Origin of the sequence: Pseudomonas persica, assembly GCF_900291015.1 — a bacterium.
In the GTDB taxonomy this organism is placed as follows: Bacteria; Pseudomonadota; Gammaproteobacteria; order Pseudomonadales; family Pseudomonadaceae; genus Aquipseudomonas.
This window is the reverse complement of record NZ_OLKL01000048.1, coordinates 33,912-59,951: the sequence shown is the minus strand read 5'-3', so window position 1 is coordinate 59,951 and position 26,040 is coordinate 33,912. Positions and strand designations below refer to the sequence as shown.

The 26,040-nt window shown below is 63.5% G+C and carries 25 protein-coding genes and 1 pseudogene; 13 read left to right on the top strand and 13 right to left on the bottom strand.

Features of this window, described 5'->3' with window-relative positions; all coding sequences use genetic code 11:
- Positions 1 to 113 precede the first annotated feature (113 nt).
- The gene (gene azu / locus FQ664_RS23130) at positions 114 to 560 is read left to right on the top strand and encodes an azurin (protein WP_025340818.1); all 447 of its coding nucleotides are present in this window, start codon (positions 114 to 116) and stop codon (positions 558 to 560) included.
- 111 nt (positions 561 to 671) lie between these two features.
- Here azu and nadE read toward each other — a convergent pair whose 3' ends face one another.
- Positions 672 to 1,499 (bottom strand): ammonia-dependent NAD(+) synthetase, encoded by an 828-nt coding sequence (gene nadE, locus FQ664_RS23120; RefSeq protein WP_144175143.1) that lies wholly within the window; start codon positions 1,497 to 1,499, stop codon positions 672 to 674.
- Positions 1,500 to 1,502: 3 nt separating this feature from the next.
- The gene (pncB, locus tag FQ664_RS23115; protein WP_144175141.1) at positions 1,503 to 2,708 is read right to left on the bottom strand and encodes a nicotinate phosphoribosyltransferase; all 1,206 of its coding nucleotides are present in this window, start codon (positions 2,706 to 2,708) and stop codon (positions 1,503 to 1,505) included.
- Positions 2,709 to 3,233: 525 nt separating this feature from the next.
- On the opposite strand from pncB, the gene FQ664_RS23110 reads away from it, so the two are divergent.
- From FQ664_RS23110 to FQ664_RS23085, 6 genes are all read left to right on the top strand, one after another.
- The gene (locus FQ664_RS23110; protein WP_144175139.1) at positions 3,234 to 4,370 is read left to right on the top strand and encodes a branched-chain amino acid ABC transporter substrate-binding protein; all 1,137 of its coding nucleotides are present in this window, start codon (positions 3,234 to 3,236) and stop codon (positions 4,368 to 4,370) included.
- A gap of 156 nt (positions 4,371 to 4,526) precedes the next feature.
- Complete coding sequence (locus FQ664_RS23105; protein ID WP_019098910.1) at positions 4,527 to 5,441, top strand: ABC transporter permease subunit; 915 nt, start codon at positions 4,527 to 4,529, stop codon at positions 5,439 to 5,441.
- A 2-nt stretch (positions 5,442 to 5,443) separates the two neighbouring features.
- Positions 5,444 to 6,748: a high-affinity branched-chain amino acid ABC transporter permease LivM gene (gene livM, locus FQ664_RS23100; protein ID WP_144175137.1), complete on the top strand. Its 1,305-nt coding sequence runs from the start codon at positions 5,444 to 5,446 to the stop codon at positions 6,746 to 6,748.
- Positions 6,745 to 7,620 carry an ATP-binding cassette domain-containing protein gene (locus tag FQ664_RS23095; RefSeq protein WP_010955466.1) on the top strand — a complete coding sequence of 292 codons (876 nt, stop codon included), beginning with the start codon at positions 6,745 to 6,747 and terminating at the stop codon, positions 7,618 to 7,620. Before livM ends, FQ664_RS23095 begins: the two co-directional genes overlap by 4 nt.
- The gene (locus FQ664_RS23090; protein WP_004576969.1) at positions 7,617 to 8,333 is read left to right on the top strand and encodes an ABC transporter ATP-binding protein; all 717 of its coding nucleotides are present in this window, start codon (positions 7,617 to 7,619) and stop codon (positions 8,331 to 8,333) included. The genes FQ664_RS23095 and FQ664_RS23090 overlap by 4 nt, the downstream gene beginning before the upstream one ends.
- Positions 8,334 to 8,924: 591 nt before the next feature.
- The gene (locus tag FQ664_RS23085) at positions 8,925 to 9,692 is read left to right on the top strand and encodes an SDR family oxidoreductase (RefSeq protein ID WP_144175135.1); all 768 of its coding nucleotides are present in this window, start codon (positions 8,925 to 8,927) and stop codon (positions 9,690 to 9,692) included.
- 98 nt (positions 9,693 to 9,790) lie between these two features.
- Here the strand turns inward: FQ664_RS23085 and FQ664_RS23080 are convergent, their stop codons facing one another.
- From FQ664_RS23080 to FQ664_RS23070, 3 genes are all read right to left on the bottom strand, one after another.
- Positions 9,791 to 10,888: an AGE family epimerase/isomerase gene (locus FQ664_RS23080; protein ID WP_144175133.1), complete on the bottom strand. Its 1,098-nt coding sequence runs from the start codon at positions 10,886 to 10,888 to the stop codon at positions 9,791 to 9,793.
- A 176-nt stretch (positions 10,889 to 11,064) separates the two neighbouring features.
- Positions 11,065 to 11,697 carry a TetR family transcriptional regulator gene (locus FQ664_RS23075; RefSeq protein ID WP_144175132.1) on the bottom strand — a complete coding sequence of 211 codons (633 nt, stop codon included), beginning with the start codon at positions 11,695 to 11,697 and terminating at the stop codon, positions 11,065 to 11,067.
- Between the two features lie 122 nt (positions 11,698 to 11,819).
- On the bottom strand, positions 11,820 to 12,227 hold the full coding sequence (locus FQ664_RS23070) for a phage infection protein (RefSeq protein ID WP_144175130.1): 408 nt from the start codon (positions 12,225 to 12,227) through the stop codon (positions 11,820 to 11,822).
- Between the two features lie 342 nt (positions 12,228 to 12,569).
- On the opposite strand from FQ664_RS23070, the gene FQ664_RS23065 reads away from it, so the two are divergent.
- Positions 12,570 to 14,636 carry an AsmA family protein gene (locus FQ664_RS23065; RefSeq protein ID WP_144175128.1) on the top strand — a complete coding sequence of 689 codons (2,067 nt, stop codon included), beginning with the start codon at positions 12,570 to 12,572 and terminating at the stop codon, positions 14,634 to 14,636.
- A 193-nt stretch (positions 14,637 to 14,829) separates the two neighbouring features.
- Here the strand turns inward: FQ664_RS23065 and osmE are convergent, their stop codons facing one another.
- Entirely contained in the window at positions 14,830 to 15,171 is a 342-nt protein-coding gene (osmE, locus tag FQ664_RS23055) for an osmotically-inducible lipoprotein OsmE (RefSeq protein WP_144175124.1), read from the bottom strand.
- A 122-nt stretch (positions 15,172 to 15,293) separates the two neighbouring features.
- Between osmE and FQ664_RS23050 the strand changes: the two genes are divergently transcribed.
- The gene (locus FQ664_RS23050) at positions 15,294 to 16,184 is read left to right on the top strand and encodes an esterase/lipase family protein (RefSeq protein WP_144175122.1); all 891 of its coding nucleotides are present in this window, start codon (positions 15,294 to 15,296) and stop codon (positions 16,182 to 16,184) included.
- Positions 16,185 to 16,251: 67 nt separating this feature from the next.
- Here the strand turns inward: FQ664_RS23050 and FQ664_RS23045 are convergent.
- Positions 16,252 to 16,394 (bottom strand): annotated as a pseudogene (locus FQ664_RS23045) (EamA family transporter); the annotation flags it as partial.
- A gap of 391 nt (positions 16,395 to 16,785) precedes the next feature.
- Between FQ664_RS23045 and FQ664_RS23040 the strand changes: the two are divergent.
- Both FQ664_RS23040 and FQ664_RS23035 read left to right on the top strand, forming a co-directional pair.
- Complete coding sequence (locus FQ664_RS23040; protein ID WP_003258250.1) at positions 16,786 to 17,073, top strand: PsiF family protein; 288 nt, start codon at positions 16,786 to 16,788, stop codon at positions 17,071 to 17,073.
- A gap of 71 nt (positions 17,074 to 17,144) precedes the next feature.
- A complete protein-coding gene (locus FQ664_RS23035; RefSeq protein ID WP_144175121.1) occupies positions 17,145 to 18,152 on the top strand; it encodes an AI-2E family transporter in 1,008 nt (335 codons plus the stop codon).
- A gap of 129 nt (positions 18,153 to 18,281) precedes the next feature.
- On the opposite strand, the gene FQ664_RS23030 is transcribed toward FQ664_RS23035, so the two are convergent.
- Positions 18,282 to 19,553: an Hsp70 family protein gene (locus tag FQ664_RS23030; protein ID WP_144175119.1), complete on the bottom strand. Its 1,272-nt coding sequence runs from the start codon at positions 19,551 to 19,553 to the stop codon at positions 18,282 to 18,284.
- Positions 19,554 to 19,717: 164 nt separating this feature from the next.
- Here FQ664_RS23030 and cbpA point away from each other — a divergent pair, with 164 nt between their 5' ends.
- The gene (gene cbpA / locus FQ664_RS23025) at positions 19,718 to 20,671 is read left to right on the top strand and encodes a curved DNA-binding protein (protein ID WP_144175117.1); all 954 of its coding nucleotides are present in this window, start codon (positions 19,718 to 19,720) and stop codon (positions 20,669 to 20,671) included.
- A gap of 2 nt (positions 20,672 to 20,673) precedes the next feature.
- Positions 20,674 to 20,979, top strand: a complete 306-nt coding sequence (locus FQ664_RS23020) for a chaperone modulator CbpM (protein ID WP_054887830.1) — start codon at positions 20,674 to 20,676, stop codon at positions 20,977 to 20,979.
- Between the two features lie 126 nt (positions 20,980 to 21,105).
- On the opposite strand, the gene FQ664_RS23015 is transcribed toward FQ664_RS23020, so the two are convergent.
- From FQ664_RS23015 to urtB, 5 genes are all read right to left on the bottom strand, one after another.
- The gene (locus FQ664_RS23015) at positions 21,106 to 21,621 is read right to left on the bottom strand and encodes a GNAT family N-acetyltransferase (protein ID WP_015271973.1); all 516 of its coding nucleotides are present in this window, start codon (positions 21,619 to 21,621) and stop codon (positions 21,106 to 21,108) included.
- A gap of 31 nt (positions 21,622 to 21,652) precedes the next feature.
- A complete protein-coding gene (urtE, locus tag FQ664_RS23010; protein ID WP_144175115.1) occupies positions 21,653 to 22,351 on the bottom strand; it encodes an urea ABC transporter ATP-binding subunit UrtE in 699 nt (232 codons plus the stop codon).
- A gap of 146 nt (positions 22,352 to 22,497) precedes the next feature.
- Positions 22,498 to 23,355 (bottom strand): urea ABC transporter ATP-binding protein UrtD, encoded by an 858-nt coding sequence (gene urtD, locus FQ664_RS23000; protein WP_144175113.1) that lies wholly within the window; start codon positions 23,353 to 23,355, stop codon positions 22,498 to 22,500.
- The gene (gene urtC, locus FQ664_RS22995; RefSeq protein WP_144175111.1) at positions 23,352 to 24,431 is read right to left on the bottom strand and encodes an urea ABC transporter permease subunit UrtC; all 1,080 of its coding nucleotides are present in this window, start codon (positions 24,429 to 24,431) and stop codon (positions 23,352 to 23,354) included. The genes urtD and urtC overlap by 4 nt, the downstream gene beginning before the upstream one ends.
- Positions 24,431 to 25,918, bottom strand: coding sequence for an urea ABC transporter permease subunit UrtB (gene urtB, locus FQ664_RS22990; protein ID WP_144175110.1), 1,488 nt, complete (start codon positions 25,916 to 25,918; stop codon positions 24,431 to 24,433). Before urtB ends, urtC begins: the two co-directional genes overlap by 1 nt.
- Positions 25,919 to 26,040: the final 122 nt, after the last annotated feature.

Sequence of the window (26,040 nt, the reverse complement as noted above, 5' to 3'; positions counted from 1 at the left end):
ATTGAACAATTCTACTGGCTGGCCACTTGACACCCCCTTGACCCATATCAGCAAGGGGCTGAACGGTTTCAGGCAGTCTCGCAATTGATAAAACCCTGCCAAGGAGATTCATGATGTTTGCGAAAGCTGTAGCGGTATCCCTGCTGACCCTCGCCAGCGCCTCTGTCTTCGCAGCCGAGTGCAAAGTCACCGTCGACTCGACCGACCAGATGTCGTTCAACACCAAGGAATTCACTGTCGACAAGAGCTGCAAGACCGTTGAAATCGAACTGACCCATGGTGGCAGCCTGCCGAAGAACGTCATGGGCCATAACCTGGTGATCAGCAAGACTGCCGATATGCAGGCAATCGCCACTGAGGGTATGTCGCAAGGTCTGGACAAGGACTACATCAAGGCGGATAACGCAGCGATCATCGGCCACACCAAAATGATCGGTGCCGGTGAAAAAGCCAGCATCAGCCTGGACACTTCCAAGCTGGAAGCCGGTGGCGACTACAGCTTCTTCTGCACCTTCCCGGGCCACATCTCGATGATGAAGGGCAAGGTTGTAGTCAAGTAATCAAAGGCTGACGGTGAACCCTGTGGGAGCGGGTTCACCCGCGAATGCGTCGGTGGATTCACCATTGTATTTGCGGGTGAACCCGCTCCCACAGGTCCTTCTATAGCCTTATCAAGGGGCGAACGGCAGTTCGCGCTTGTGCTGGGTCTTGCGGTAGGTGGCGACGATGATGTCGAACGCTTCCTGGTCAACCGGCTGCCCATGCAGGAAGGCATCGATCTGCTGGTAGGTCACACCATGTGACGCTTCGTCCGGCTTGCCCGGCGCGAGGTCTTCCAGGTCCGCAGTCGGCACCTTCTCCACCAGTGACTCCGGCGCACCGAAGCTGCGCGCAATCGCCCGCACCTGGTTCTTCACCAGCCCGCTCAGCGGCGCCAGGTCGCAGGCACCATCACCGAACTTGGTAAAGAAGCCCATCACCGCCTCGGCGGCATGGTCGGTACCGATCACCAGGCCCGCGCGGGCGCCGGCGATGGTGTACTGGGCAACCATGCGGGTGCGCGCCTTGACGTTGCCGACCACGAAATCCACCAGTGTTGGCGAACCATTTTTCAGTTCCTGAACTTCAGCTGCCAATGCCCGAACGGCTGGGGCGATATCCACGGTGTGCACTTCATCGGCCTTGATCACTTCCAGGCACGCCTGGGCGTCATGCTCGTCATGCTGTACCTGATACGGCAGGCGCACGGCGATGAAGCGGTAGGCCGGGTCGCCGTTCTCGGCGCGCAGCTCGTTGATGGCGCGCTGGGCGAGCAGGGCGGCGGTCAGCGAGTCGACGCCGCCGCTGATGCCCAGCACCAGGGTCTTGAGCCGGGCGTTGGCCAGGCAATCCTTGATGAACGTCACGCGCCGGGCGACTTCGGCCTCGAGCGCGGCGGCGTCGGCGAACGGCGGCTGTACCTTCAGCGCCTGGGCAATCTCTTGCTGAACCGCTTGCATGGGTTACTCCTTGCTGGGGACTTTGAATACATGGCGCATGTAGGCGACGAAGTTCTCGTCGCGGCACTGGGTCTTGGCAGCTTCGTCCGAGATCTTCGCCACCGGCGCGCCGTTGCAGTCGGTCATTTTAAGGACGATGCTCATCGGGGCCACACCCGGGATGTCACAGGTCAGGTTGGTACCGATGCCAAAGCTGACGTTGATGCGACCACGCAGGGCACGGAAGATTTCCAGCGAGCGGGTCAGGTTGAGGCCGTCGGAAAACACCAGGGTCTTGGTCATCGGGTCGATACCCAGTTTCTGGTAATGGGCAATGGCCTTTTCCGCCCAGGCCACCGGCTCGCCCGAGTCGTGGCGCAGGCCGTCGAACAGCTTGGCGAAGTACAGGTCGAAATCGCCGAGGAAGGCATCCATGGTGATGCAGTCGGTCAGGGCGATGCCGAGCAGGCCGCGGTACTCGCGCACCCAGCAGTCCAGCGCGGCGATCTGGCTGTCGATCAGTCGCGGGCCGAGTTGCTGGTGGGCCATGATCCATTCATGGGCCATGGTGCCCAGCGGCTTGATATCCAGTTTCCATGCCAGGTCGACGTTGCTGGTGCCGACGAAGCGGCCCGGGAAGTCGTCGCGCAGCACGCGCACCACGTCTTCCTGCACGCGGCTGGAAAAGCGCCGGCGGGTACCGAAGTCGGCCACCTGCAGTTCGGCCAGTTCGTCGTCGCTGGCATGCGCGCGCAGCCAGTCGAACTTGCGGTACAGCTGGTCGCGGGCCTCGGCCAGGCGCATGCGCGGGTGTAGCTGGCGGTTACGCACTTCGCTGATGATCGCCAGCAGCGGCACTTCGAACAGGATCACATGCAGCCACGGGCCTTTCAGGCGCAGGAACAGCTGGTCGTTTTCTATCCCTAGGCGCACGTAGCGCAGGTTGAAGCGGAACAGGCGCAGAAAGCGCAGGAAGTCGGGCTTGAGGAAGCTGATGCGTTCGAGGAAGGCCGGTTGGCCGTCATCCAGGGTGAGGTCGCTGAGCCGTTCGAGCTGGTTGCGGATCTCGCCGAGGTAGGGGCGCAGGTCCTCGCCGTTGCGGCAGCGGAATTCCCATTCGACGTCGGCGTCCGGGTAGTTGTGCAGCACGCCCTGCATCATGGTCAGTTTGTAGAAGTCGGTGTCGAGCAGGTTGTGCACGATGCGCTCGGCGAATGCGCTTTCGCTCATCAAGGGGGCTCCGGAAGCGGCGAATGGCGGACATTGTGCCAGCCTTTAGCGGCTTGTTGGGCCTGTTCCGGCCTCTTCGCGGGTAAACCCGCTCTCACAGGTAATGCACCTCCCTTGAGCTCGCTGGCGCCGTGCGGGAGCGGGCGAGCCCGCGAAGAGGCCGGAACTGCCAAAACCGCGTGTTTTTTCGTGCACCAGCTAGCCTTGAAACGGTGCCGCCTGTAGCAGTCGCGCACCAGTGGTGTGCAGTTCGGTGACGTCCGCTGTTACACGGCGGTTGCACGTAAACACTTGCCAGGGTTGCAATGATGGCGCTCGACGGTTGCTCCTTGTCTGTACGTGTGGTGGCGCCTGCCGCGTGGCAGACGGTTGCACGCTCAATAAAGAAAAGGCCGTCGGTCGCCTGCTGGCAACCTGCACAGTGTGTTTTCCCGGAAGACAAAACCTATGGCACGGCCCTTGCTCGGAGCACAGGGCTGAGAAGTTGTAGTGCCAACCAAAAAAAAACTCTAGGAGCACCACCTCATGTCGCAGACGTTTTACAAGAAAGGTTTCCTGGCTCTGGCCGTAGCTACGGCACTGGGTGTTTCTTCGTATGTCCAGGCCGACGTCAAGATCGGTGTAGCGGGCCCGATGACCGGGGCTAACGCAGCGTTTGGCGAGCAGTACATGAAAGGTGCGCAGGCAGCGGCCGACAAGATCAACGCCGCCGGTGGCGTGAACGGCGAGAAAATCGTCCTGGTCAAGGGCGATGACGCCTGCGAGCCGAAGCAGGCCGTGGCCGTGGCCAACCGCCTGGTCGATCAGGATAAGGTGATCGGTGTGGTCGGCCACTTCTGTTCCTCCAACACCATCCCGGCCTCCGAGGTGTATGACGAGGCTGGCGTCATCGCCATTACCCCGGGCTCTACCAACCCACAGGTCACCGAGCGCGGCCTGGCGGCCATGTTCCGCATGTGCGGCCGTGACGACCAGCAGGGCATCGTCGCCGGCGACTACATCGTCGACGTGCTCAAGGGCAAGAAAGTCGCGGTGTTGCACGACAAGGACACCTACGGCCAGGGCCTGGCCGACGCGACCAAGGCACAGCTGGAGAAACGCGGTGTCAAGCCGGTGCTGTACGAAGGCCTGACCCGTGGCGAGAAGGACTTCAGCGCCGTGGTCACCAAGATCCGCTCCACCGGTGCCGATGTGGTCTACTTCGGCGGCCTGCACCCGGAAGCCGGCCCACTGGTACGCCAGCTGCGCGAGCAGGGCCTGAAGGACGTCAAGTTCATGTCCGATGACGGCATCGTTACCGACGAACTGGTGGCCACCGCCGGCGGCGCGCAGTACGTCGATGGCGTGTACATGACCTTCGGCGCCGACCCGCGCCTGCTGCCGGACAGCAAGGCGGTGGTGGAGGAGTTCCGCAAGGCCGGTACCGAACCTGAGGGCTACACCCTGTACGCCTATGCCTCGCTGCAGGCGCTGGCCGCCGCGTTCAACGGCGCCAAGTCGAACAAGGGCGAAGCGGCTGCCGAGTGGCTCAAGGCCAACCCGGTGCAGACTGTCATGGGCGAGAAAAAGTGGGACAAGAAGGGCGACCTGACCGTGTCCGACTACGTGGTCTACCAGTGGGATGCCCAAGGCAAGTACCACCAGCTGGAAAAACAAAAATAACAACGGCCCATGGCCCGGGCGCGTCTGCCCCGGGCCAAAGCCCCGCGGTACCTGTCTTTATCCGTAGATCTGCACAGTACTGCGCTGCGAGGGCCGCCTTGTTCCAGGCCCGCCGTGGTCGGCGCTCGTGCAATCTCAATCAGGTGAGATTGCGTTATGGATGGTATTTTCCTGCAGCAACTGGTCAACGGCCTGACCCTCGGGTCGGTCTATGGCCTGATCGCCATCGGCTACACAATGGTCTATGGCATCATCGGCATGATCAACTTCGCGCACGGCGAGGTGTACATGATCTCCGCGTACCTCGCGGCAATCAGCCTGGCATTGCTGGCTTATTTCGGTATCGAGTCGTTCCCCCTGTTGATGCTGGGCACCTTGTTGTTCACCATCGTCGTCACCGGCGTGTACGGCTTCACCATTGAACGCATCGCCTACAAACCCCTGCGCAACTCTACCCGCCTGGCACCGCTGATCAGTGCCATCGGCATCTCGCTGATCCTGCAGAACTACGCGCAGATCAGCCAAGGCGCCCGCCAGCAAGGCGTGCCGACCCTGCTCGAAGGCGCCATGCGCGTCGAAGTCGGTACCGGCTTCGTGCAACTGACCTACACCAAGATCTTCATCCTGGTGGCGGCCTTTGTCGGCATGGGCCTGCTCACCTACGTGATCAAGTACACCAAGCTCGGCCGCATGTGCCGTGCCACCCAGCAAGACCGCAAGATGGCCTCGATCCTCGGCATCAACACCGACCGGGTGATCTCCTATGTGTTCGTCATCGGTGCGGTGATGGCCGCCCTGGCCGGCGTGCTGATCACCATGAACTACGGCACCTTCGACTTCTATGCCGGCTTCATCATCGGTATCAAGGCGTTCACCGCCGCGGTGCTCGGCGGTATCGGTTCGCTGCCTGGCGCCATGCTCGGCGGGATCATCCTGGGCATTTCCGAGTCGCTGTTCTCTGGCCTGATCAACTCCGACTACAAGGACGTGTTCAGCTTCTCGCTGCTGGTGATGATCCTTATCTTCCGCCCACAAGGCCTGCTGGGTCGCCCGCTCGTGGCTAAGGTGTGAACATGTCCATTGCCAAAACTGCCGCTGTAAGCGAAACCAACAAGGGTTTCGACCTTAAACGCAGCCTGCTGGAGACCATTGTCGCCGGCCTGCTGGCACTTATCGTGTTTGGCCCTGTGGTCGGCGTGGTGCTCGATGGCTACAGCTTCAATGCCGAGCCGCAGCGCGTCGCCTGGCTGGTCGGCGGGGTGATGCTGGGGCGCTTCCTGCTCAGCCTGTACCTGCAGACTGCTGTCGGCTCGCGCATGCTCCAGGGCTTCGAAAGCGGTGGCTCGGGCGTGCATGTGCGCGCGCCGGACTACGTGTCACGCCTGCGCTACATCATTCCGGCGCTGGTGGTGATCGCCATCGTCTTCCCGATCTTCGCCAACAAGTACCTGCTGACCGTGGTCATCCTCGGGCTGATCTACGTGCTGCTGGGCCTGGGCCTGAACATCGTGGTCGGCCTGGCCGGCCTGCTCGACCTGGGCTACGTGGCGTTCTATGCCATCGGCGCCTACGGCCTGGCGCTGGGTTACCAGTACCTGGGCCTGGGTTTCTGGAGCGTGCTGCCACTGGCTGCCATCGCCGCGGCGCTGGCAGGGTGCATCCTCGGCTTCCCGGTGCTACGGATGCACGGTGACTACCTGGCGATCGTGACCCTGGGCTTCGGCGAAATTATTCGCCTGGTGCTGAACAACTGGCTGTCGTTCACCGGCGGCCCCAACGGCATGCCGGCACCGTCGCCAACCTTCTTCGGCCTGGAGTTCGGCCGCCGGGCCAAGGACGGCGGGGTACCGATCCACGAGTTCTTCGGCTTCGAGTACAACGCCACCCTCAAGTTCGTGTTCATTTACGCGGTGCTGTTCATCGTCGTGCTGGCCGTGCTTTACATCAAACACCGCCTGACCCGCATGCCGGTCGGCCGCGCCTGGGAAGCGCTGCGCGAAGACGAAATCGCCTGCCGCTCGATGGGCCTGAACCACGTGCTGGTCAAGCTTTCGGCGTTTACCCTGGGTGCCTCCACCGCCGGCCTGGCCGGGGTGTTCTTCGCCACTTACCAGGGCTTCGTCAACCCGTCGTCGTTCACCTTCTTCGAGTCGGCGCTGATTCTCGCCATCGTGGTGCTCGGCGGCATGGGCTCGACCGTGGGTGTGGTGATCGCCGCGTTCGTGCTGACCGTAGCGCCAGAACTGCTGCGCAGCTTCTCCGAATACCGCGTGCTGCTGTTCGGGGTGCTGATGGTGCTGATGATGATCTGGCGACCGCGCGGGCTGATCCGCATCAGCCGTACCGGTGTGACCCCGCGTAAAGGAGTGGCGCCATGAGCGACGATATCATTCTCTCGGTCGACAACCTGATGATGCAGTTCGGTGGCATCAAGGCGCTCAGCGATGTCAGCCTGAAGGTCCGGCGCAACCAGATCTTCGCCCTGATTGGCCCCAACGGTGCCGGCAAAACCACCGTGTTCAACTGCCTGACCGGTTTCTACAAGGCCAGTGGCGGGCGCATCGAGCTGAACGTGCGCGGCAGCCACACCAACGTCATCCAGCTGCTCGGCGAGCGCTTCCAGGCTGCCGACTTCGTCTCGCCGGCGCGCTTTGCCAACCGCATGTACTACAAGATGTTCGGCGGTACCCACCTGGTCAACCGCGCCGGCCTGGCGCGCACCTTCCAGAACATTCGCCTGTTCAAGGAAATGTCGGTGGTGGAGAACCTGCTGGTGGCCCAGCACATGTGGGTCAATCGCAACCTGCTGGCCGGGGTGCTCAATACCAAGGCTTACCGCAAGGCCGAGAGTGATGCGCTGGACCACGCATTCTATTGGCTGGAAGTGGTCGACCTGGTCGATTGCGCCAACCGCCTGGCTGGCGAGTTGTCGTACGGCCAGCAGCGCCGCCTGGAAATCGCCCGGGCCATGTGCACGCGGCCGAAGATCATCTGCCTGGACGAACCGGCGGCTGGCCTGAACCCGCAGGAAACCGAGGCCCTCAGCCGCATGATCCGCGTGCTGCGTGATGAGCACGACATCACCGTGGTGCTGATCGAACACGACATGGGCATGGTCATGAGCATTTCCGACCATATCGTGGTGCTCGACCACGGCAACGTGATTGCCGAAGGCGCGCCGCAGGACATCCGCCACAACCCGACGGTGATCGCCGCCTACCTGGGTGCCGATGAAGAGGAACTGGTATGAGTGCACCCATTCTCGAACTGAAGGATCTGGACGTGTTCTACGGCCCGATCCAGGCGCTGAAAAAAGTCTCGATGCACATCAACGAGGGCGAGACGGTCAGCCTGATCGGCGCCAACGGTGCCGGCAAGTCGACCCTGCTGATGTCGATCTTCGGCCAGCCGCGGGCGGCGTCGGGACATATCGTGTACCGCGGTACCGACATCACCCGCAAGTCGTCGCACTACATCGCCTCCAACGGCATCGCCCAGTCGCCGGAAGGGCGTCGGGTGTTCCCCGACATGACTGTCGAGGAAAACCTGATGATGGGCACCATCCCCATCGGCGACAAACATGCCGACGAAGACATGCAGCGCATGTACGAGCTGTTTCCGCGCTTGAAAGAGCGGCGTAACCAGCGGGCCATGACCATGTCCGGTGGCGAGCAGCAGATGCTGGCCATTGCCCGCGCGCTGATGAGCCGGCCAAAGCTGTTGCTGCTGGACGAGCCATCGCTGGGGCTGGCGCCGATCGTGGTCAAGCAGATCTTCTCGACCCTGCGTGAGCTGGCCAAGACCGGGATGACCATTTTCCTGGTGGAGCAGAACGCCAACCATGCGCTGAAACTGTCGGACCGGGCGTATGTGATGGTCAACGGGCAGATTCGCATGACCGGGACCGGGCAGGAGCTGCTGGTCAACGAAGAGGTGCGAAACGCCTATCTTGGTGGACACTGAGTTGTATTCGGGGCCGCTTTGCGGCCCCATCCAAATGTGGACAACTTGTCGCGCACCTGTACCCATACACCCCTCCACCCCTCCCAGACCCTTGTTTCCACAGGCCGGATCTTTTCCACGGATAATGTGGAACCGCCTGTGGAAAACATGGTGGCATATCCCTCAAGCCCTTTGGTAGCAAGCCCTGCAGAGCTATGATCAATTTTTGATCACATCGCCCTTGTGGATGATTTCCCAAGCTTTTCAAAGCCCTGCATGCATGCGCAGAGCGATGCATGTCCTGTGGATAACTCTGTGAAAAAACCTTGGACAGACCGCTGCAGGCGGCATGCTTGAAAGCCTTGCGCCATCACCGAAAAGATATCCACCGACCACAAGCTGCTGAAAGGTTTCCGCGCGGTGGACAAGTTGCCCCCAATCCGTGGGGAAAGACTTGTGGATAACGTGCGCATAGCTGGCGCCGAGCCCTCTGCTGCAAGGGTTTTCCGCAGATGAACAAAAAATGAACAGCACCCTCGACGGGTTGCTGCCAGCGCCCGGCGCGGGCATGCTGCAAAACTGCCGATGACAATCCACCGCGAGGAACAGAGCATGACGTCCACCGTATTCATCACTGGCGCGACTTCCGGTTTCGGCGAGGCCACTGCTCGCCGCTTCGCCGAAGCCGGCTGGAAGCTGGTGCTCACTGGTCGCCGCAAGGAGCGCCTGGACGCCCTGTGCGCCGAGCTGTCGGCCAAGACCGAAGTACACGGCCTGGTGCTCGACGTGCGTGACCGCAAGGCCATGGAGCAGGCCATCGCCAACCTGCCGACCGGCTTCGACAAGCTGCGCGGCCTGGTCAACAACGCAGGCCTGGCGCTGGGTGTGGACGCGGCGCAGAACTGCAGCCTGGATGACTGGGAAACCATGGTCGACACCAACATCAAAGGCCTGATGTACACCACCCGCCTGCTGCTGCCACGACTGATCGCCCATGGCCGGGGGGCGTCGATCCTCAACGTAGGTTCCGTAGCGGGTAACTACCCGTACCCGGGCAGCAACGTGTACGGCGGCACCAAGGCCTTCGTCGGCCAGTTCTCGCTGAGCCTGCGCTGCGATTTGCGGGGTACTGGCGTGCGGGTGAGCAACATCGAGCCTGGTCTGTGTGAGAGCGAGTTCTCGCTGGTGCGCTTCGGCGGTGACCAGGCCAAGTACGACGCCACCTACGCCGGCGCCGAGCCGATCCAGCCGCAGGACATTGCCGAGACCATCTTCTGGATTCTCAACCAGCCGGCGCATATCAACATCAACAGCCTCGAGCTGATGCCGGTGAGCCAGGACTGGGCAGGGTTCTCGATCGACCGGTCGGTCAAGGGTTGATCCGAGGGCCTTTTCGCGGGTGAACCCGCTCCCACAGGTACTGCATCGGTTTCAGAGGTGGCGCCATTCCTGTGGGAGCGGGTTTACCCGCGAAGAGGTCAGCTCAGGCGCTGCAAACCTTCCAGGCAAGTCGCCAGGTGGTAGGGCGTAGTCGAGGGCATGTCATGCCGGCTGACATTGCCTTCACCATCGCGGCACTCGTACCAGCCCGCGTCGCGCAGAAACCGTGCCTCCAGCGCCTGCAACTGCCCAGCCAGCTTCGCCTCGCCCCCCGCCCGCAGCACCAGCGCCCGCAGGTACTCCGCCTGCGCCCAGATGCGCTGGGTGGCATCCAGCACCTGGCCATCCACATCCAGCATCGCCAGCACCGCGGCATCCTTTACCCCGTACTGTTCGGCGTAGCCGAAAGCCCGGTCGATGGACGCATGCAGCGGCGTGTCACGCAGCAGCGGGGAGGTATGCAGCAGGTAGAACCACTCGAACTGGTGCCCCGGCTCGAACCAGTTATCCACAACGCCGCGTGGCTTTTCCAGCATCAGGCCGTGGGCCGGTTCGATGAAGTGCGCCTGCAGCGCCTCGCACAGTTGCAGCAGCGACTGCCGGGCATGCTCGTCGTCACGCACCGCCAGCACTTGCAGGAAGGCTTCGGCCAGGTGCATCTGCGGATTTTGCAGCGGGCCGCTGCCAAGATCGGCCCAGTCTTCACCGAGGCTGGCTTCGTACAGGCCATCGTCGCGGGCGAACTGCTGGTCGATGATGTCCAGCGCGGCGTTCAGCGTGGACTCCACCAGGTTGTCACGTACCTTGCCCCAGTAGTGCGCACAGGCGAAGACGATGAAGGCATGGGTGTACAGGTCCTTGCGCCGGTCCAGCGGTTTGCCCTGGGCGTCGATGCTGTAGAACCAGCCGCCGTGCTCGGCGTCGTGGAAGTGCTTCTGCAGTGATCGGAACAAGGCGGCGGCGCGCTCGGCTGCGCCGGGTTGCCCGATACGGCTGCTGAACAGGTAGAGCTGGCGTGCGCAGGCCATGGCCCGATAGCGCTGTACCGGCAACGGTTGATGCTGGGCGTCCAGGGCCTCGTAGGGCAGGGCCATGTCGGCGTTCCAGCCCGGGCCTTGCCACAACGGCACGATGCGTTCGGCGAAGTGCTGGTTGAAGCGGGCCAGTTCGGGCAGGGTGGGGCGGGGGTCGGACATTTCGGCGCTCGTCGCTGTCGGGCAGGGCGCCATGGTAGCAGAACTGGGGTTGTGGGTAGCCTGTGCCGGCCTCTTCGCGGGTGAACCCGCTCCCACAGGTATTGCGCTGCCCTCAGGTCCGGTGCCGTACCTGTGGGAGCGGGTTCACCCGCGAAGAGGCCAGTACAGGCTACCGATCAGCTCGGGTTGCCAAGCCCCTGCCAATGCCGCGCCCCGACGAAGATGAAGCGCAACTGCTGGGTGATCTTTTCCTGCGGCGTCAGCGCCTGTGGATAACCCGCCTCGGGGCTGTCGATAAGCTCGGGCAGGGTGGCGAACACGGTCTTCACCACCAGGTCGGCCATCACCGTCAGGGCCGCGCTGTCCAGATGCTGCCAGCGCTTCATCCGCGCCAGGTCGGTGGCCAGGTCGTCGCTGATGTCCTGGCGCAGGCGGGCAATGGCCTGGCGTACGGCCTGCGAACCGCCGTACTGCTCACGGGCGAGAAACAGGAACTGCGCGCGGTGGGCGGCGACCACGTCGAGGAAGATGCGCACCGAGGCGTCGGTGATGCCGCCCAGTTCGAATTCATTGTGGCGCACCAGGCGGATAGTCTGGCGGAAGGTGGTGTCGATTTCGGCCACCAGGGCCAGGCCCAGGGCGTCCATGTCGGAAAAATGCCGGTAAAAGCCGGTGGGTACGATGCCGGCCGTCTTTGCCACTTCGCGCAGGCTGATACTGCCGAAACCACGGCCACTCTCCATGAGCTGGCAGGCGGCATCGAGCAGGGCCTGGCGGGTCTGTAGCTTCTGTTCGGCGCGCGGCAGCATGGTGCGGGCTTCTGTGACGGTAAGGCTGGGCACTCTAGTTAAAAAAACAAAGCCCGGTCAATGGACCGGGCCTGGAGGGGAGCAGGCGTTGTGGCAAAGGTTGCTCTTTTCGGGCATGGCGATCAGCTCACACGGCTGAGTTCAACCAGGCGATCGGAGCCACCTTCGGCAACGCGGCCGGTACGTTCGATCAGGCGATCAGAGCCACCTTCGGCAACGCGGCCCGTGCGTTCGATCAGGCGATCAGAGCCACCTTCGGCAACCCGGCCAGTGCGTTCGATCAGGCGATCGGAACCACCTTCGGCAATCCGGCCAGTGCGTTCGATCAGGCGATCAGAGCCACCTTCGGCAACCCGGCCGGTACGTTCGATCAGGCGATCGGAACCACCTTCGGCAACGGTTTTCAGCGGCTGGGCGATTTCCGCAGCGCTGGAACGCGATTCGGCGGTCAGGTGTTGCTCGTCGGCTGGCAGGGCAAAAGCGTTGGCAGCCAGGATGGACAGGGTCAGGGTCAGCAGATGGCGTTTCATGATTTCGGTGCTCCTCTCGGGGGCTGGAAAGTGGGTACGGAGCCAATGCTACGCCGGGTAACGCCAGAGAGAAGTTCATACGGATAATGGTAACAATCGACCGTATTGATAGAGGTTGGAAGCTGCTCTAGGCAGCGCGTTACGGACCGAATAATGGCAACTTGATACTGTTTTTTTGCGGGTAACACGCACGGCTTGGCGAGACGAATTGCTGAGCAAAAGGCCAGGAAAAACTTCGCTATCATGGCGCCATCGATAAAACCCCACGGGTTTTCATCAGTCCGAGATATTGAGTGCCACCGCTGCGCCTGTTCTGCGCCATACCGCAAGGAGAATCACGCAATGACGCGTCCCGCCAGAATCCTCGTCTGGACCTTCACCAGCCTGCTGACCCTGCTGGCGATCCTGGTGGTGGTGATCGCCACCTTCGACTGGAACCGCGTCAAACCTCTGCTCAACGAGAAAGTCTCCGAGGCCCTGCAGCGGCCCTTCGCGATCAATGGCAACCTTGCCGTGGACTGGCGCACCGAACCTGAAGAGGGGGGCTGGCGTGCCTGGGTGCCTTGGCCGCACTTCACTGCCGAGGACCTGACCCTGGGCAACCCCGAGTGGCTCAAGGAGCCGAAGATGGTCGGCCTGGAGCGCGTGTCGTTCCGCCTGGCGCCGCTGCCGCTGCTGTTCCAGCAGATCAGCATCCCGCGCATCGACCTGACCAGGCCCACTGCCAGCCTTAGCCGCCTGGCCGATGGCCGCGCCAACTGGGCCTTCGACTTCGGCCCCAAGGATGAAAACGCAGAGCCTGCCAAATGGCAGCTGGACATCGGTGCCATCGGCTTCGACCAGGGCAGTGTCAGCTTCGATGACCAAACCCTGAAAACCAGCATGAAGGTGCAGATCGACCCGCTGGGCAAGCCTGTCCCGTTCAGCGACATCGTCGGCAAGGCCAGCGCCGAGAAAGCTGGTGCCGCGCAGGACTACGCCTTCGGGCTCAAGGCCCAGGGCCGTTACAAAGGCCAGCCGGTGTCCGGTACTGGCAAGATCGGTGGCCTGCTGGCTCTGCAGGACGCCAGCCAGCCGTTCCCGCTGCAGGCTGACGTGCGCATCGCCGACACCCATGTGCTGCTCGCCGGCACCCTGACCGACCCGCGCAACCTCGGCGCCCTCGACCTGCGCCTGCGCCTGTCCGGAGCCAGCCTGGGCAACCTCTACCCGTTGACCGGTGTGACCTTGCCCGACACCCCGGCCTACTCCACCGACGGCCACCTCAGCGCCAACCTGCACGCGGCGCAAGGGGCAACCTTCAACTATCAGGGCTTCAACGGCCAGATCGGTGACAGCGATATCCACGGTGACCTGGCCTTCGTTGCCAGCCAGCCACGGCCCAAGCTGTCCGGCAACCTGGTATCCAACCAGTTGCTGTTCAAGGACCTGGCGCCGCTGATCGGCGCCGACTCCAACGCCGAGCAGAAGGCGCGCGGCGGTGCCAGCAAGCAGCCGGCAGGCAAGGTGCTGCCGGTGGAAGAGTTCCGCACCGAGCGTTGGCGTGCCATGGACGCCGACGTCACCTTCGCCGGCAAGCGCATCGTGCACAGCGCGCAACTGCCGTTCAACGACCTGTCGGCCCACGTGATCCTGGAAGACGGCCTGTTGCGTCTGGAGCCCCTGCGCTTTGGCGTGGCTGGCGGCAACCTGGCTTCCAGGATCCGCCTGGATGGCCGCAATGTACCGTTGCAGGGACGGGCCCGTCTGACGGCGCGGGGCTTCAAGCTGAAGCAGTTGTTCCCCGCCTTTGCGCCGATGCAGACCAGCTTCGGTGAGTTGAATGGCGATGCCGATATCACCGGCCGGGGCAACTCGGTGGCCGCCTTGCTGGGCACGGCCAATGGTGACCTGCGCATGCTGATCAACGATGGCGCCATCAGCCGCAGCCTGATGGAGATCGCCGGGTTGAACGTGGGCAACTACCTGGTCGGCAAGCTGTTTGGCGATGAAGATGTGAAGATCAACTGCGCAGCAGCCGATGTGGGCATCAAGGATGGCTTGGCGACCACGCGCCTGTTCATCTTCGATACCGAGAACGCGATCATCTACATCAACGGCACGGCCAATTTCGCCACTGAGCAGTTGGACCTGAAAATTGCCCCGGAATCGAAAGGCCTGCGGCTGTTCTCGCTGCGCTCGCCGCTGTATGTGCGCGGGCCGTTCGCCAAGCCCAGTGCCGGGGTGCAGGCGGTGCCGCTGGCGTTGCGTGGGGCGGGGATGGTGGCGCTGGGCGTGGTGGCCGGGCCGGCGGCGGGGTTGCTGGCGCTGATTGCGCCTAGCAGCGGGGATGATCCGAACCAGTGCACGCCACTGTTGCAGCAGATGAAGGCGGGCAAGGCGCCGGCGGTGGTGAAAGGTAAGAAATGACGGGGGCCGCGTTGCGGCCCAATCGCCGGCAGGCCAGCTCCCACAGGTCCCCTACTGACATCAAGGCTTGTGCAATTCCCGTGGGAGCTGGCTTGCCGGCGAATGGGCTGCAAAGCAGCCCCTTGCGGTTACAGCCCTTGCAACAGGTCGACAGATCGTCCGCGTGCTCCTCTCCTGCGCCAGGATGTCAGGCTTACGCGCCGTGGGCGGCGGCGCTGTCTTCTTCGCGTTGTTTGCAGGTCTTGAAGCCCTTGGCATCGACATGGCCGGTGGCGTCGAAGCGCACGTAGTAGGGCTGCTGGTGGCCGTCGCGGTTGAGGATGTAGTCGTTGCAGGTGCCGCCATGGGGCAGGTCGATCACGCTGGAGGGGCTGCCGCCGATGGCGATGACCTTCTGCATGGTCATGCCTTTTTCCACCTGCTTGACCAGCGGCTCGTCGCGGTAGGTGACGTAGTCAACCGGGTTTTCCGGGCGGCTGCCGCAGGCGGCGAGGGTGGCGCTTGCCAGAAGGATTGCCAGGGTCTGCTTGTACATGGTCCTGCTCCTTGCAAAGGTCTGTGTGGTTTTGAACCGCAGCGCGCGCCGGGAGTTCGATTGCGATGGTCATCAAGGCCGCTGTAGTGTTGGCCGGTCGTCCACGGAAAGGGGCTGGGGCAATGCAGCAGGAATTGGCCACGCGATACCCGTTGGTGCTGGTGCCGGGCATGCTCGGTTTTGTCCGGTTAGTGCTCTATCCCTACTGGTTCGGCATCGTGCCGGCCCTGCGCAAAGGCGGGGCGCAGGTGTTTCCGGTGCAGGTTTCGCCGTTGCATTCCAGCGAGGTGCGCGGTGAGCAGTTGCTGGCGATCATCGAAGGCATCTGCCAGCGCACCGGCGCGGAAAAGGTCAACCTCATCGGCCATAGCCAGGGCGCCCTGAGCGCGCGCTACGCTGCCGCCAGGCGGCCCGGGCGGGTGGCTTCGGTCACGTCGGTGGCGGGGCCCAACCATGGCTCGGAACTGGCCGATTACCTGGCGCGTACGGCACCGGGCGATTCCCCGCAGGGGCGCATCCTCAAAGCTGTGCTGCATGGCTTGGCCGTGCTGCTGGTGTGGTTGGAAACCGGCTGGCGCCGCGACCCGCTGCCGGTGGATGTACACGCCTCGCACCAGTCGTTGACCAGCGCCGGGGTGGCGCTGTTCAACCAGGCTTATCCACAGGGGCTGCCAGGCACCTGGGGCGGGGAAGGGGCCTATGAGGTCGATGGCGTGCGCTATTACTCCTGGTCCGGCACCTTGCAGCCCGGCCTGACCGACCAGCGGCGCAACCGCTTCGACGGCAGCAGCCACTTCTGCCGCCTGTTCGCGCGCAGTTTCGTCAAGGAAAAGGGCCATTGCGACGGCATGGTCGGGCGCTTCAGTTCGCACCTGGGACAGGTGATCGGCGACGATTACCCGCTCGACCACCTGGATATCGTCAACCAGTCGCTTGGCGCGGTGGGCAAGGGCGCCGAACCGGTGCGGCTGTTCACCGAACATGCCGCCCGGCTCAAGGCGGCGGGGCTCTAGCGACGAATCGGTGTGGTCCAGCGCTCGGCCAGCAGCACTGCGGCGATCAGTGCCGTGAGCAGGCTGGTGGGTCGCCGGCGTTGACCCCTTCAAGCACTCAGAAAATGACACCAGCGCGCCCAGCAGGGCGCCGTAGCCAAGGCGCTGGCCCGGCCAGGCGATGGACAGTGCCAGTGACATCAGTGACATCAGCGAGAGGATGATGCCCATGAGGCGTTCTCCGTTACAGCAGCAGCGCCTGTCAGAGCGAGCGCCGCCCGCGCGGCGCATCGCGAGCTGCGCTCGCTCCTACGTTTGTTTCGGGCCAGTTATTTCTGAGGGATCTGCGCGCGGACTCTTTGGAGCATGACGCGACATCTTGTCGTACGGACCAGGCGGTCGCGCGCGCCTGCCCCAGGCGTTACTGGCCCGAAACCAATGTAGGAGCGAGCGCAGCTCGCGATGCGCCGCGCGGGCGGCGCTCGATCTATGTCCCACCTCAGCACTCAAGTCAGGCATCTCTTGGCCCGTACCTGGCCAGGCCCTGGCAGGGCGCTGACAATTCTTGGCTACACTCAGCACGACCCCCGTGCATCGGGCACGGAGCCAAGGAGACCACTCCATGAAAGTGCTGCAAATCCCCTTACTGGTGTTGGCGGTGTTGTTCAGCGCCCAAGGCTTCGCCGCCAATACCGCGCAGCAGGAAAAGATGAAAACCTGCAACGCCGACGCCACTGCCAAGGCCCTCAAGGGCGATGAGCGCAAAGCCTTCATGAGCACCTGTCTGAAGAAGGACGTGCCGCAAACCCAGCAAGAGAAGATGAAAACCTGCAATGCCGACGCCACCACCAAGGCCCTGAAGGGTGACGAGCGCAAAGCGTTCATGAGCGACTGCCTGAAGAAGAAATGACCTGCGCCTATGCCTGCAGGCGTAAGGCTGGCAGACTGCGGGTCTTTCCCGTTGTCTGCCGTTGAGGCTGTATGACCTTCACCCCCCGCCAAGTCACCTTGGCCAGCTGGATCATCGTGTTTGCCGGGCTGTTGCTGGCGCTGCCCCTGAAATTGCTGCCGAGCCTGCTGGCCGGATTGCTGGTGTTCGAGCTGGTCAACATGCTCACGCCGCGGCTGCAACCGCTGCTGACCGGGCAGCGCGCCCGTTGGCTGGCCGTGGCGCTGCTCGGCACGCTGGTGGTCAGCACCCTGACCCTGCTGTTTGCCGGTGCCTTCAGCTTCCTGCTGCACGAGGCGGAAAACCCCGGTGCCTCGCTGGACAAGTTCATGGCCCTGGTGGAGCGCGCCCGTGGCCAGCTGCCGCCGTTCATCGAAGGCTACCTGCCGGCCAGTGCGGCGGAGTTCAAGGTGGCCATTGGTGACTGGATCAAGAGCCACCTGAGCGACCTGCAGCTGGTGGGCAAGGGCATGGCGCACATGTTCGTCACCCTGTTGATCGGCATGATCCTCGGCGCCATCGTCGCCTTGCAGCGCATCCCCGACATCTCCCGGCGCAAGCCGCTGGCGGCGGCGCTGTTCGAGCGCCTGAGCCTGCTGGTGCAGGCGTTTCGCAACATCGTTTTCGCGCAGATCAAGATTTCGCTGCTCAATACCACGTTCACCGGCATCTTCCTGGCCGTGGTGCTGCCGATGTTCGACGTGCACCTGCCGCTGACCAAGACGCTGATCGTGCTGACCTTCCTGTTGGGCCTGCTGCCGGTGATCGGTAACCTGATGTCGAATACCCTGATCACCATCGTCGGCCTGTCGTTGTCGATCTGGGTGGCGGCGGCGGCGTTGGGTTACCTGATCGTCATCCACAAGGTCGAGTACTTCCTCAACGCGCGGATTGTCGGCGGGCAGATCAGTGCCAAGTCCTGGGAATTGCTGCTGGCGATGCTGGTGTGCGAGGCGGCATTCGGGTTGCCGGGGGTGGTGGCTGGGCCGATCTACTATGCCTACCTGAAGAGTGAGCTGAAACGGGCCGAACTGGTCTGATTATTTGTTGACCAGTGCAGGCCCTTTCGCGGGTAAACCCGCTCCCACAGGGATCGCACAGACTGCAAGCCTTGTGCAGTACCTGTGGGTTTACCCGCGAAAGGGCCTGCACAGGCTAAAAACGTCGGATCAAGCCACGCCGTAACGTTTACGCGCCTCGATGGCCAGCCCGCTACCAATGCTGCCAAAGATGTTGCCTTCCACATGCCGCGCATTCGGCAGCATCGCCGACACACTGTTGCGCAGCGCCGGGATCCCGCTGGAACCGCCGGTGAAGAACACCGTATCGACCTGGGTCTCGCTCACACCAGCCTTGGCCAGCAGTTCGCTAACACTGCCACGCACGCGCTCCAGCAGCCCCTCGATGGCTCCCTCGAACAGCGCCCGGGACAGGTCCACGCCCAGCTCGCGCTCGATGCGGCCGAGGTCGACGTGGCGGCTTTGCTGCTCGGTCAGCTCGATCTTGCTGGCCTCTACTTCCATTGCCAACCAGTGCCCGGCACGCTCTTCGATCAGCTTGAACAGGCGGTCGATGCCCAGCGTGTCCTCGATGTCATAGCGCATGCTGCCCAGCGCCAGCTGCGACTTCTGCGAGTACAGGGCGTTGATGGTGTGCCAGGTGGCGAGGTTGAGGTGGTAGCTGGTCGGCATCAGCGCGCCGCTCTTCATGCGGCTGCCGTAGCCGAACAGCGGCATCACGCCCTGCAGGCTCAACTGCTTGTCGAAGTCGGTACCGCCAATGTGCACGCCGCCGGTGGCGAGGATGTCGCTCTGGCGCTCGGCCACCAGGTGGCGCTCGGGCGACAGGCGGATCAGGGTGAAGTCCGAGGTACCACCGCCGATGTCGACGATCAGCACCAGCTCTTCGCGGCTGATGCCCGACTCGTAGTCGAATGCCGCGGCAATCGGCTCGTACTGGAACGACACGTCCTTGAAGCCGATCTTGCGCGCCACTTCGGCCAGGGTGTCCTCAGCCTCCTGGTCGGCGGTCGGGTCTTCGTCGACGAAGAACACCGGGCGGCCCAGCACCACCTGCTCGAACTCACGGCCGGCAGCGGCCTCGGCGCGTTTTTTCAGCTCACCGATGAACATCCCCAGCAGGTCCTTGAACGGCAGGGCGCTGCCCAGCACGCTGGTATCGTGCTTGATCAGCTTGGAACCCAGCAGGCTTTTCAGCGAGCGCATCAGGCGGCCTTCGTAGCCTTCCAGGTACTCGTGCAGCGCCAGGCGGCCATATACCGGGCGACGCTCCTCGATGTTGAAGAACACTACCGAGGGCAAGGTGATCTTGCCGTCCTCCAGGGCAATCAGCGACGAGGCGCCTTGGCGGTGCCAGCCGACCGTGGAGTTGGAGGTGCCAAAGTCGATGCCCAGGGCGCGGGCCGGGGATACGTCAGACATGGGGAATGAGCTTCCGGAGGCAAAACGGCCGCGCAGTGTATGCCAGTTGGCTACAGAATCAAGACCAGTCGTCTGCCGTGGAGCAAAGCCAAGGCGGTCTTGAAAGGCTATGCTTGACCCCTATCTTCTTTTGCAACACGCACATTCACATTGGTGATCCATAGATGGACTTCAAAGACTATTACAAGATACTCGGCGTAGAGCCCACGGCGGACGACAAGGCGATCAAGGCCGCGTACCGCAAGCTGGCGCGCAAGTATCACCCCGACGTCAGCAAGGAGCGCGACGCCGAGGAAAAATTCAAGGAGGCCAACGAGGCCTACGAAGTACTGGGCGACGCGCAGAAACGCGCCGAGTTCGACGAAATCCGCAAGTACGGTGGCCAGCATGGCCGGCCGTTCCAGGCACCACCGGGCTGGGAAAACCGTGGCGGTGGCGGTGGCTTCGAGGGTGGCGATTTCTCTGACTTCTTCAGTTCGATCTTCGGTGGCCGGGGTGGCAACCCTTTCGGTGGTGCCCGGCAACAGCAACGCAGCGCCGGCAGGCGGGGGCAGGACGTGGAGCTTGAACTGGCAGTGTTCCTTGAAGAGACCCTGAACAAGGAGTCCAAGCAGATCAGCTTCCAGGTGCCGCAAACCAATGCCATGGGGCAGCGCACCGGCTTTACCACCAAGACCCTGAACGTGAAGATTCCGGCCGGGGTGACCGATGGCGAGCGCATTCGCCTCAAGGGCCAGGGCGCGCCAGGCAGTGGTGGCGGGGCCAATGGCGACCTGTTCCTGACCATTCGCATGGCACCGCACCCGCTGTTCGATGTCGAAGGACATGACCTGATCATCACCGTGCCGCTGGCACCGTGGGAGGCAGCACTGGGCGCCAAGGTGGCGGTGCCGACCCTGGACGGCAAGATCAACCTCACCATCCGCCCCGACAGCCAGAGCGGCCAGCGCCTGCGCGTACCGGGCAAGGGCCTGGCCAACAAGAGCGGCGAGCGTGGCAACCTTTACGCGCAACTGAAAGTGGTCATGCCACCAGCATCCGACGAGTCTGCCCGCGAATTGTGGACCAAGCTTGCCGAAAAGGCTGCGTTCAATCCGAGGACACAATGGAGTAAGTGATCATGAGCAGCACCCTGATCGTTCAACTGGACATGCGTACCCTGTGTCAGGAGGCCGACATCACGGCTGACTGCGTGATCGAAATCGTCGAGCACGGCATTGTCGAGCCTTCCGGGCGAACGCCGGAGGACTGGTTGTTCGACGATCAGGCGCCGTTATTGGCCAAACGCGCGGCCAAGCTGCATCAGGAGCTGGAACTGGAGTGGGAAGGGGTGGCGCTGGCGCTGGAGCTGCTGCAGGAAGTGCAGCAGTTGCGCAGTGAGAACAGCATGCTGAGGCAGCGGTTGGGCAGGTTTACCCAGATGTGAGGTTTGCAGGCCCGGCCTCTTCGCGGGTGAACCCGCTCCCACAGGAATCGCACGATCCCTGAGATGTGTGTAGTACCTGTGGGAGCGGGTTTACCCGCGAAGAGGCCAGTACAGGCAAAATCAAATTCAGCTTGGTTCTGCACCCGGGTTCAGCACCAGCTGCATGAAGGTCAGATCCAGCCACCGGCCAAACTTCACCCCCACTTGCGGCATCTGCCCGGTCACCACGAAGCCCAGCCGCTCATGCAGGCGCACCGACGCTGCATTGCCGCTCTCGATGGCCGCCACCATCACATGCTTGCCACACTCGCGCGCCCGCTCGACCAGCGCTGCCATCAGCACCGGCCCCAATCCCTTGCCGCGTTGATCGCCACGGATATACACCGAGTGTTCCACGGTATTGCGAAAGCCCTCGAACGGCCGCCAGTCGCCAAACGATGCATAGCCCAGCACACCGCTCCCATCCACCGCCACCAGGATCGGGTAGCCTTGCTGCGCCCGTGCGGCGAACCAGGCCAGGCGGTTGGCCAAATCCACCGGGGTTTCGTTCCAGATCGCCGTGGTGTTGCGCACCGCGTCGTTGTAGATGTCGAGGATGCCCGGCACGTCGGTAGGCAGGGCGTCGCGGATTTCATGACTCATGACAGCGTCTCGCAGGGTCGTTGCTTGCAGATTAAATGGTTACCAGCCCACGCACACCCTCGGCTTGCATGTTTTCGCCACGGCCCCGCTGGATGATCTCGCCACGGGCCATCACCAGGTACTGGTCGGCGAGCGCCTCGGCAAAGTCATAGAACTGCTCCACCAGCAGGATGGCCATGTCACCGCGCTCGGCCAGGCGGCGGATCACCACGCCGATTTCCTTGATCACCGAGGGCTGGATGCCTTCGGTCGGCTCGTCGAGGATCAGCAGGCGCGGGCGGCTGGCCAGGGCGCGGCCGATGGCCAGCTGTTGCTGCTGGCCGCCAGACAGGTCGCCGCCACGGCGTTGCTTCATCTGTTCCAGTACCGGGAACAGTTCGTAGATGAAGGCTGGCACTTCGCGGGCCTGCCGGGCGGGAAAGCGCGACAGGCCCATCAGCAGGTTCTCCTCGACAGTGAGGCGCGGGAAGATCTCGCGGCCCTGGGGCACGTAGGCGATGCCGGCGTGGACCCGTTGCTGCGGCTTGAGGCTGGTGATCGGCTTGCCTTCCCATTCGATGCTGCCGTCGCGGGCCGGGACCAGGCCCATCAGGCAGCGCAGCAGGGTGGTCTTGCCTACGCCATTGCGGCCCAGCAGGCAGGTGACTTCGCCGACCTTGGCTTCGAAGGACAGGCCCCGGAGAATGTGGCTACCGCCGTAGTACTGGTGCAGGGTGTCGATCTTGAGCATGTGAATGTTCCTGGGAAGTCTGTTTTGCCTGTGCTGGCCCTTTCGCGGGTAAACCCGCTCCCACAGGGATCGCACAGTTCTCCAGACCTGCACCGTACCTGTGGGAGCGGGTTTACCCGCGAAGAGGCCGGCACAGGTTTCAATGTCTAGCGGCCCAGATACACCTCGACCACCCGCTCATCCGCCTGCACCTGCTCCAGCGAGCCTTCCGCCAGCACACTGCCCTGGTGCAGCACGGTCACATGGTCGGCAATGCTGCCGACAAAGCCCATGTCATGCTCCACCACCATCAGCGAGTGCTTGCCAGCCAACCCCTTGAACAGTTCGGCGGTGAATTCGGTCTCGGCATCGGTCATGCCCGCCACCGGCTCGTCCAGCAACAGCAGTTGCGGCTCCTGCACCAGCAGCATGCCGATCTCCAGAAACTGCTTCTGCCCATGCGACAGCAAGCCTGCCTGGCGCTGGGCCAGCGGCAACAGGCGCAAGGTGCCCAGCACCTCGTCGATGCGCTGGCGCTGCTCACCACCCAGGCGCGCTGTCAGGCTGGCCCACACCGACTTGTCGGCTTTCAGCGCCAGCTCCAGGTTCTCGAACACCGTCAGCGCCTCGAACACCGTGGGCTTCTGGAACTTGCGGCCGATGCCGGCCTGGGCGATCTGGTATTCGCTCATGCGGGTCAGGTCGAGGGTGTCACCGAAATAGGCCGTACCGCTGTCGGGCCGGGTCTTGCCGGTGATCACATCCATCATGGTGGTCTTGCCGGCACCATTGGGGCCGATGATGCAACGCAGCTCGCCCACACCGATGTACAGGTTCAGCGCGTTCAGTGCCTTGAAACCATCGAAGCTGACGCTGATGTCTTCCAGGCTCAGCACCGTGCCGTGGCGGGTGTCGAGGCCGGCCTTGCGGCTATGGCCCAGGCCGATGGCGTCGCGGCCGGCACCGAGGTTGTCGAACACCGGTTCGAGCATGAATTCAGGGTGGACCGGGGGCACGCCTCTCATGGCTGGCTCCTTTTCTTCAACAGACCGACCACGCCCTTGGGCAGGTACAGGGTGACGAGGATGAACAGCGCACCGAGGAAGAACAGCCAGAACTCCGGGAAGGCCACGGTAAACCAGCTTTTCATGCCATTGACCAGGCCGGCACCGAGCAGCGGGCCGATCAGCGTGCCGCGCCCGCCCAGGGCTACCCACACGGCGGCTTCGATGGAGTTGGTCGGCGACATTTCGCTGGGGTTGATGATGCCCACCTGCGGCACGTACAGCGCCCCGGCCAGGCCGCACAGCACGGCGCTGAGCACCCACACCAGCAGCTTGAAACCGCGTGGGTCGTAGCCGCAGAACATCAGGCGGTTCTCGGCGTCGCGCACGGCGGTGAGCAGGCGGCCGAACTTGCTCTGGGTCAGGCGCCAGCACAGGTACAGACTGGCCAGCAGCAGGCCGACGGTGAGCAGGAACAGCACCGCGCGGGTGCCTTGCGCGGCAATGTCGAAGCCAAGGATGGTGCGGAAGCTGGTAAAGCCGTTGTTGCCGCCAAAACCGGTTTCGTTACGGAAGAACAGCAACATGCCGGCGAAGGTCAGTGCCTGGGTCATGATCGAGAAGTACACACCCTTGATCCGCGAGCGGAAGGCGAACCAGCCGAACACCAGCGCCAGCAACCCGGGCGCCAGCACCACCAGGCACAGGGCCCAGGCGAAATGCTGGGTGCCGGCCCAGTACCACGGCAGCTCGCTCCACGACAGGAAGGTCATGAACCCCGGCAGGCCGTCACCGGCGGCCTGGCGCATCAGGTACATGCCCATGGCGTAGCCACCCAGGGCGAAGAACAGTCCGTGGCCCAGCGACAGCAGCCCGGCGTAGCCCCAGACCAGGTCCAGGGCCAGGGCGACGATGGCGTAGCAGAGGATCTTGCCGACCAGGGTCAGGGTGTAGGCCGACACGTGCAGGGCATGCTCCGCCGGCAGCAGTGACAGCGGCGGCAGGGCCACCAGCAACAGGACGGCGACGGCGCCGATGGCCAGGGTCAGCCGTGGCCCGGCGTTTTGCGTAGCGGTGACAAGCAGTGGCTGGTTCATCAGTCGATTACCCGTCCCTTGAGGGCGAACAGGCCTTGCGGGCGCTTCTGGATGAACAGAATGATCAACGCAAGGATGAGGATCTTGCCGAGCACGGCACCGATCTGCGGCTCCAGCAGCTTGTTGGCGATGCCTAGGCCGAAGGCGGCCCACAGGCTGCCAGCCAGCTGGCCGACGCCGCCGAGCACCACCACCAGGAACGAGTCGATGATGTAGCTCTGGCCCAGGTCCGGGCCGACGTTGCCGATCTGGCTCAGGGCCACGCCGCCGAGCCCGGCGATGCCCGAGCCGAGGCCGAAGGCGAGCATGTCGACGCGCCCGGTGGACACGCCGCAGCAGGCCGCCATGTTGCGGTTCTGGGTGACCGCGCGCACGTTCAGGCCCAGCCGTGTGCGGTTGAGGAGCAGCCAGGTCAGCAGCACCACGGCCAGGGCGAAGCCGATGATCACCAGGCGGTTGTATGGCAGCACCAGGTTGGGCAGCAACTGGATGCCACCCGACAGCCAGGCCGGGTTGCTGACTTCGACGTTCTGCGCGCCGAACAGCAGGCGGATGGCCTGGATCAGGATCAGGCTGATGCCCCAGGTTGCCAGCAAGGTTTCCAGTGGGCGCCCGTAGAGATGGCGGATCACCGTGCGCTCCAGTGCCATGCCGACCCCGGCACTGACGGTGAAGGCGACTGGCAGGGCGATCAGCGGGTAGAACTCGATGGCGCCGGGGGCGTAGCGCTGCAGCAGCACCTGGACCATGTAGGTGCTGTAGGCGCCGAGCATCAGCATTTCGCCGTGGGCCATGTTGATCACCCCGAGCAGGCCGAAGGTGATGGCCAGGCCAAGGGCTGCCAGCAGCAGGATCGAACCCAGCGACAGGCCGCTGAAGGCCTGGCCGAGCAGCTCGCCGACCAGCAGCTTGCGCTGGACCTGGGCCAGGCTGGTTTCGGCGGCGGTGCGCACGCCCGGGTCGGTTTCCGCGTTGGGCTGCAGCAGCGCTTCGAGGCGGGTGCGGGCCAGTGGGTCGCCGGTTTCACCGAGCAGGCGCACGGCGGCCAGGCGTACTGCCGGCTCGCTGGCGCCCAGCTGCAGGTTGGCCAGGGCCAGGCCGAGGGCGGCGTGCACGGTGGCATCCGGTTCGCTGGCGAAGCGCCGGTCGAGGAAGGCCATTTGTGCCGGTTGTGCGGTCTTTTGCAGTTGTTGGGCGGCGGCCAGGCGCAGGTCGCTGTTGTCGCTGAGCAACTGATGACTGGCCAGGGCGTTGTCGATTAGGCCGCGCAGGCGGTTGTTCAGCCGGACCTTGCGGCTGTCGTCAGCGGCGATGCGGCCCTGGCGCAGATTGTCCAGCAGTGCCAGGCGTGCGGTCTCGGGTTGCGCCGCCCAGCTTTCGAGCAGGCGGGCTTGCTCGGCGGGCTTGGCGGTGAGGAAAAATTCGCCCTCGCTGGCCTGGGTTGCCAGGGGCATCAGCAGAAGAAGGGTTAGCAGGAGTCTAAGCATGCGAGCAATCCTGGAATACAGCGGTGGATTCTTCGCGGGTAAACCCGCTCCCACAGCTATCGCACAGGTTTCTAACCTTGCACCGAACCTGTGGGAGCGGGTTTACCCGCGAATGGGCCGCA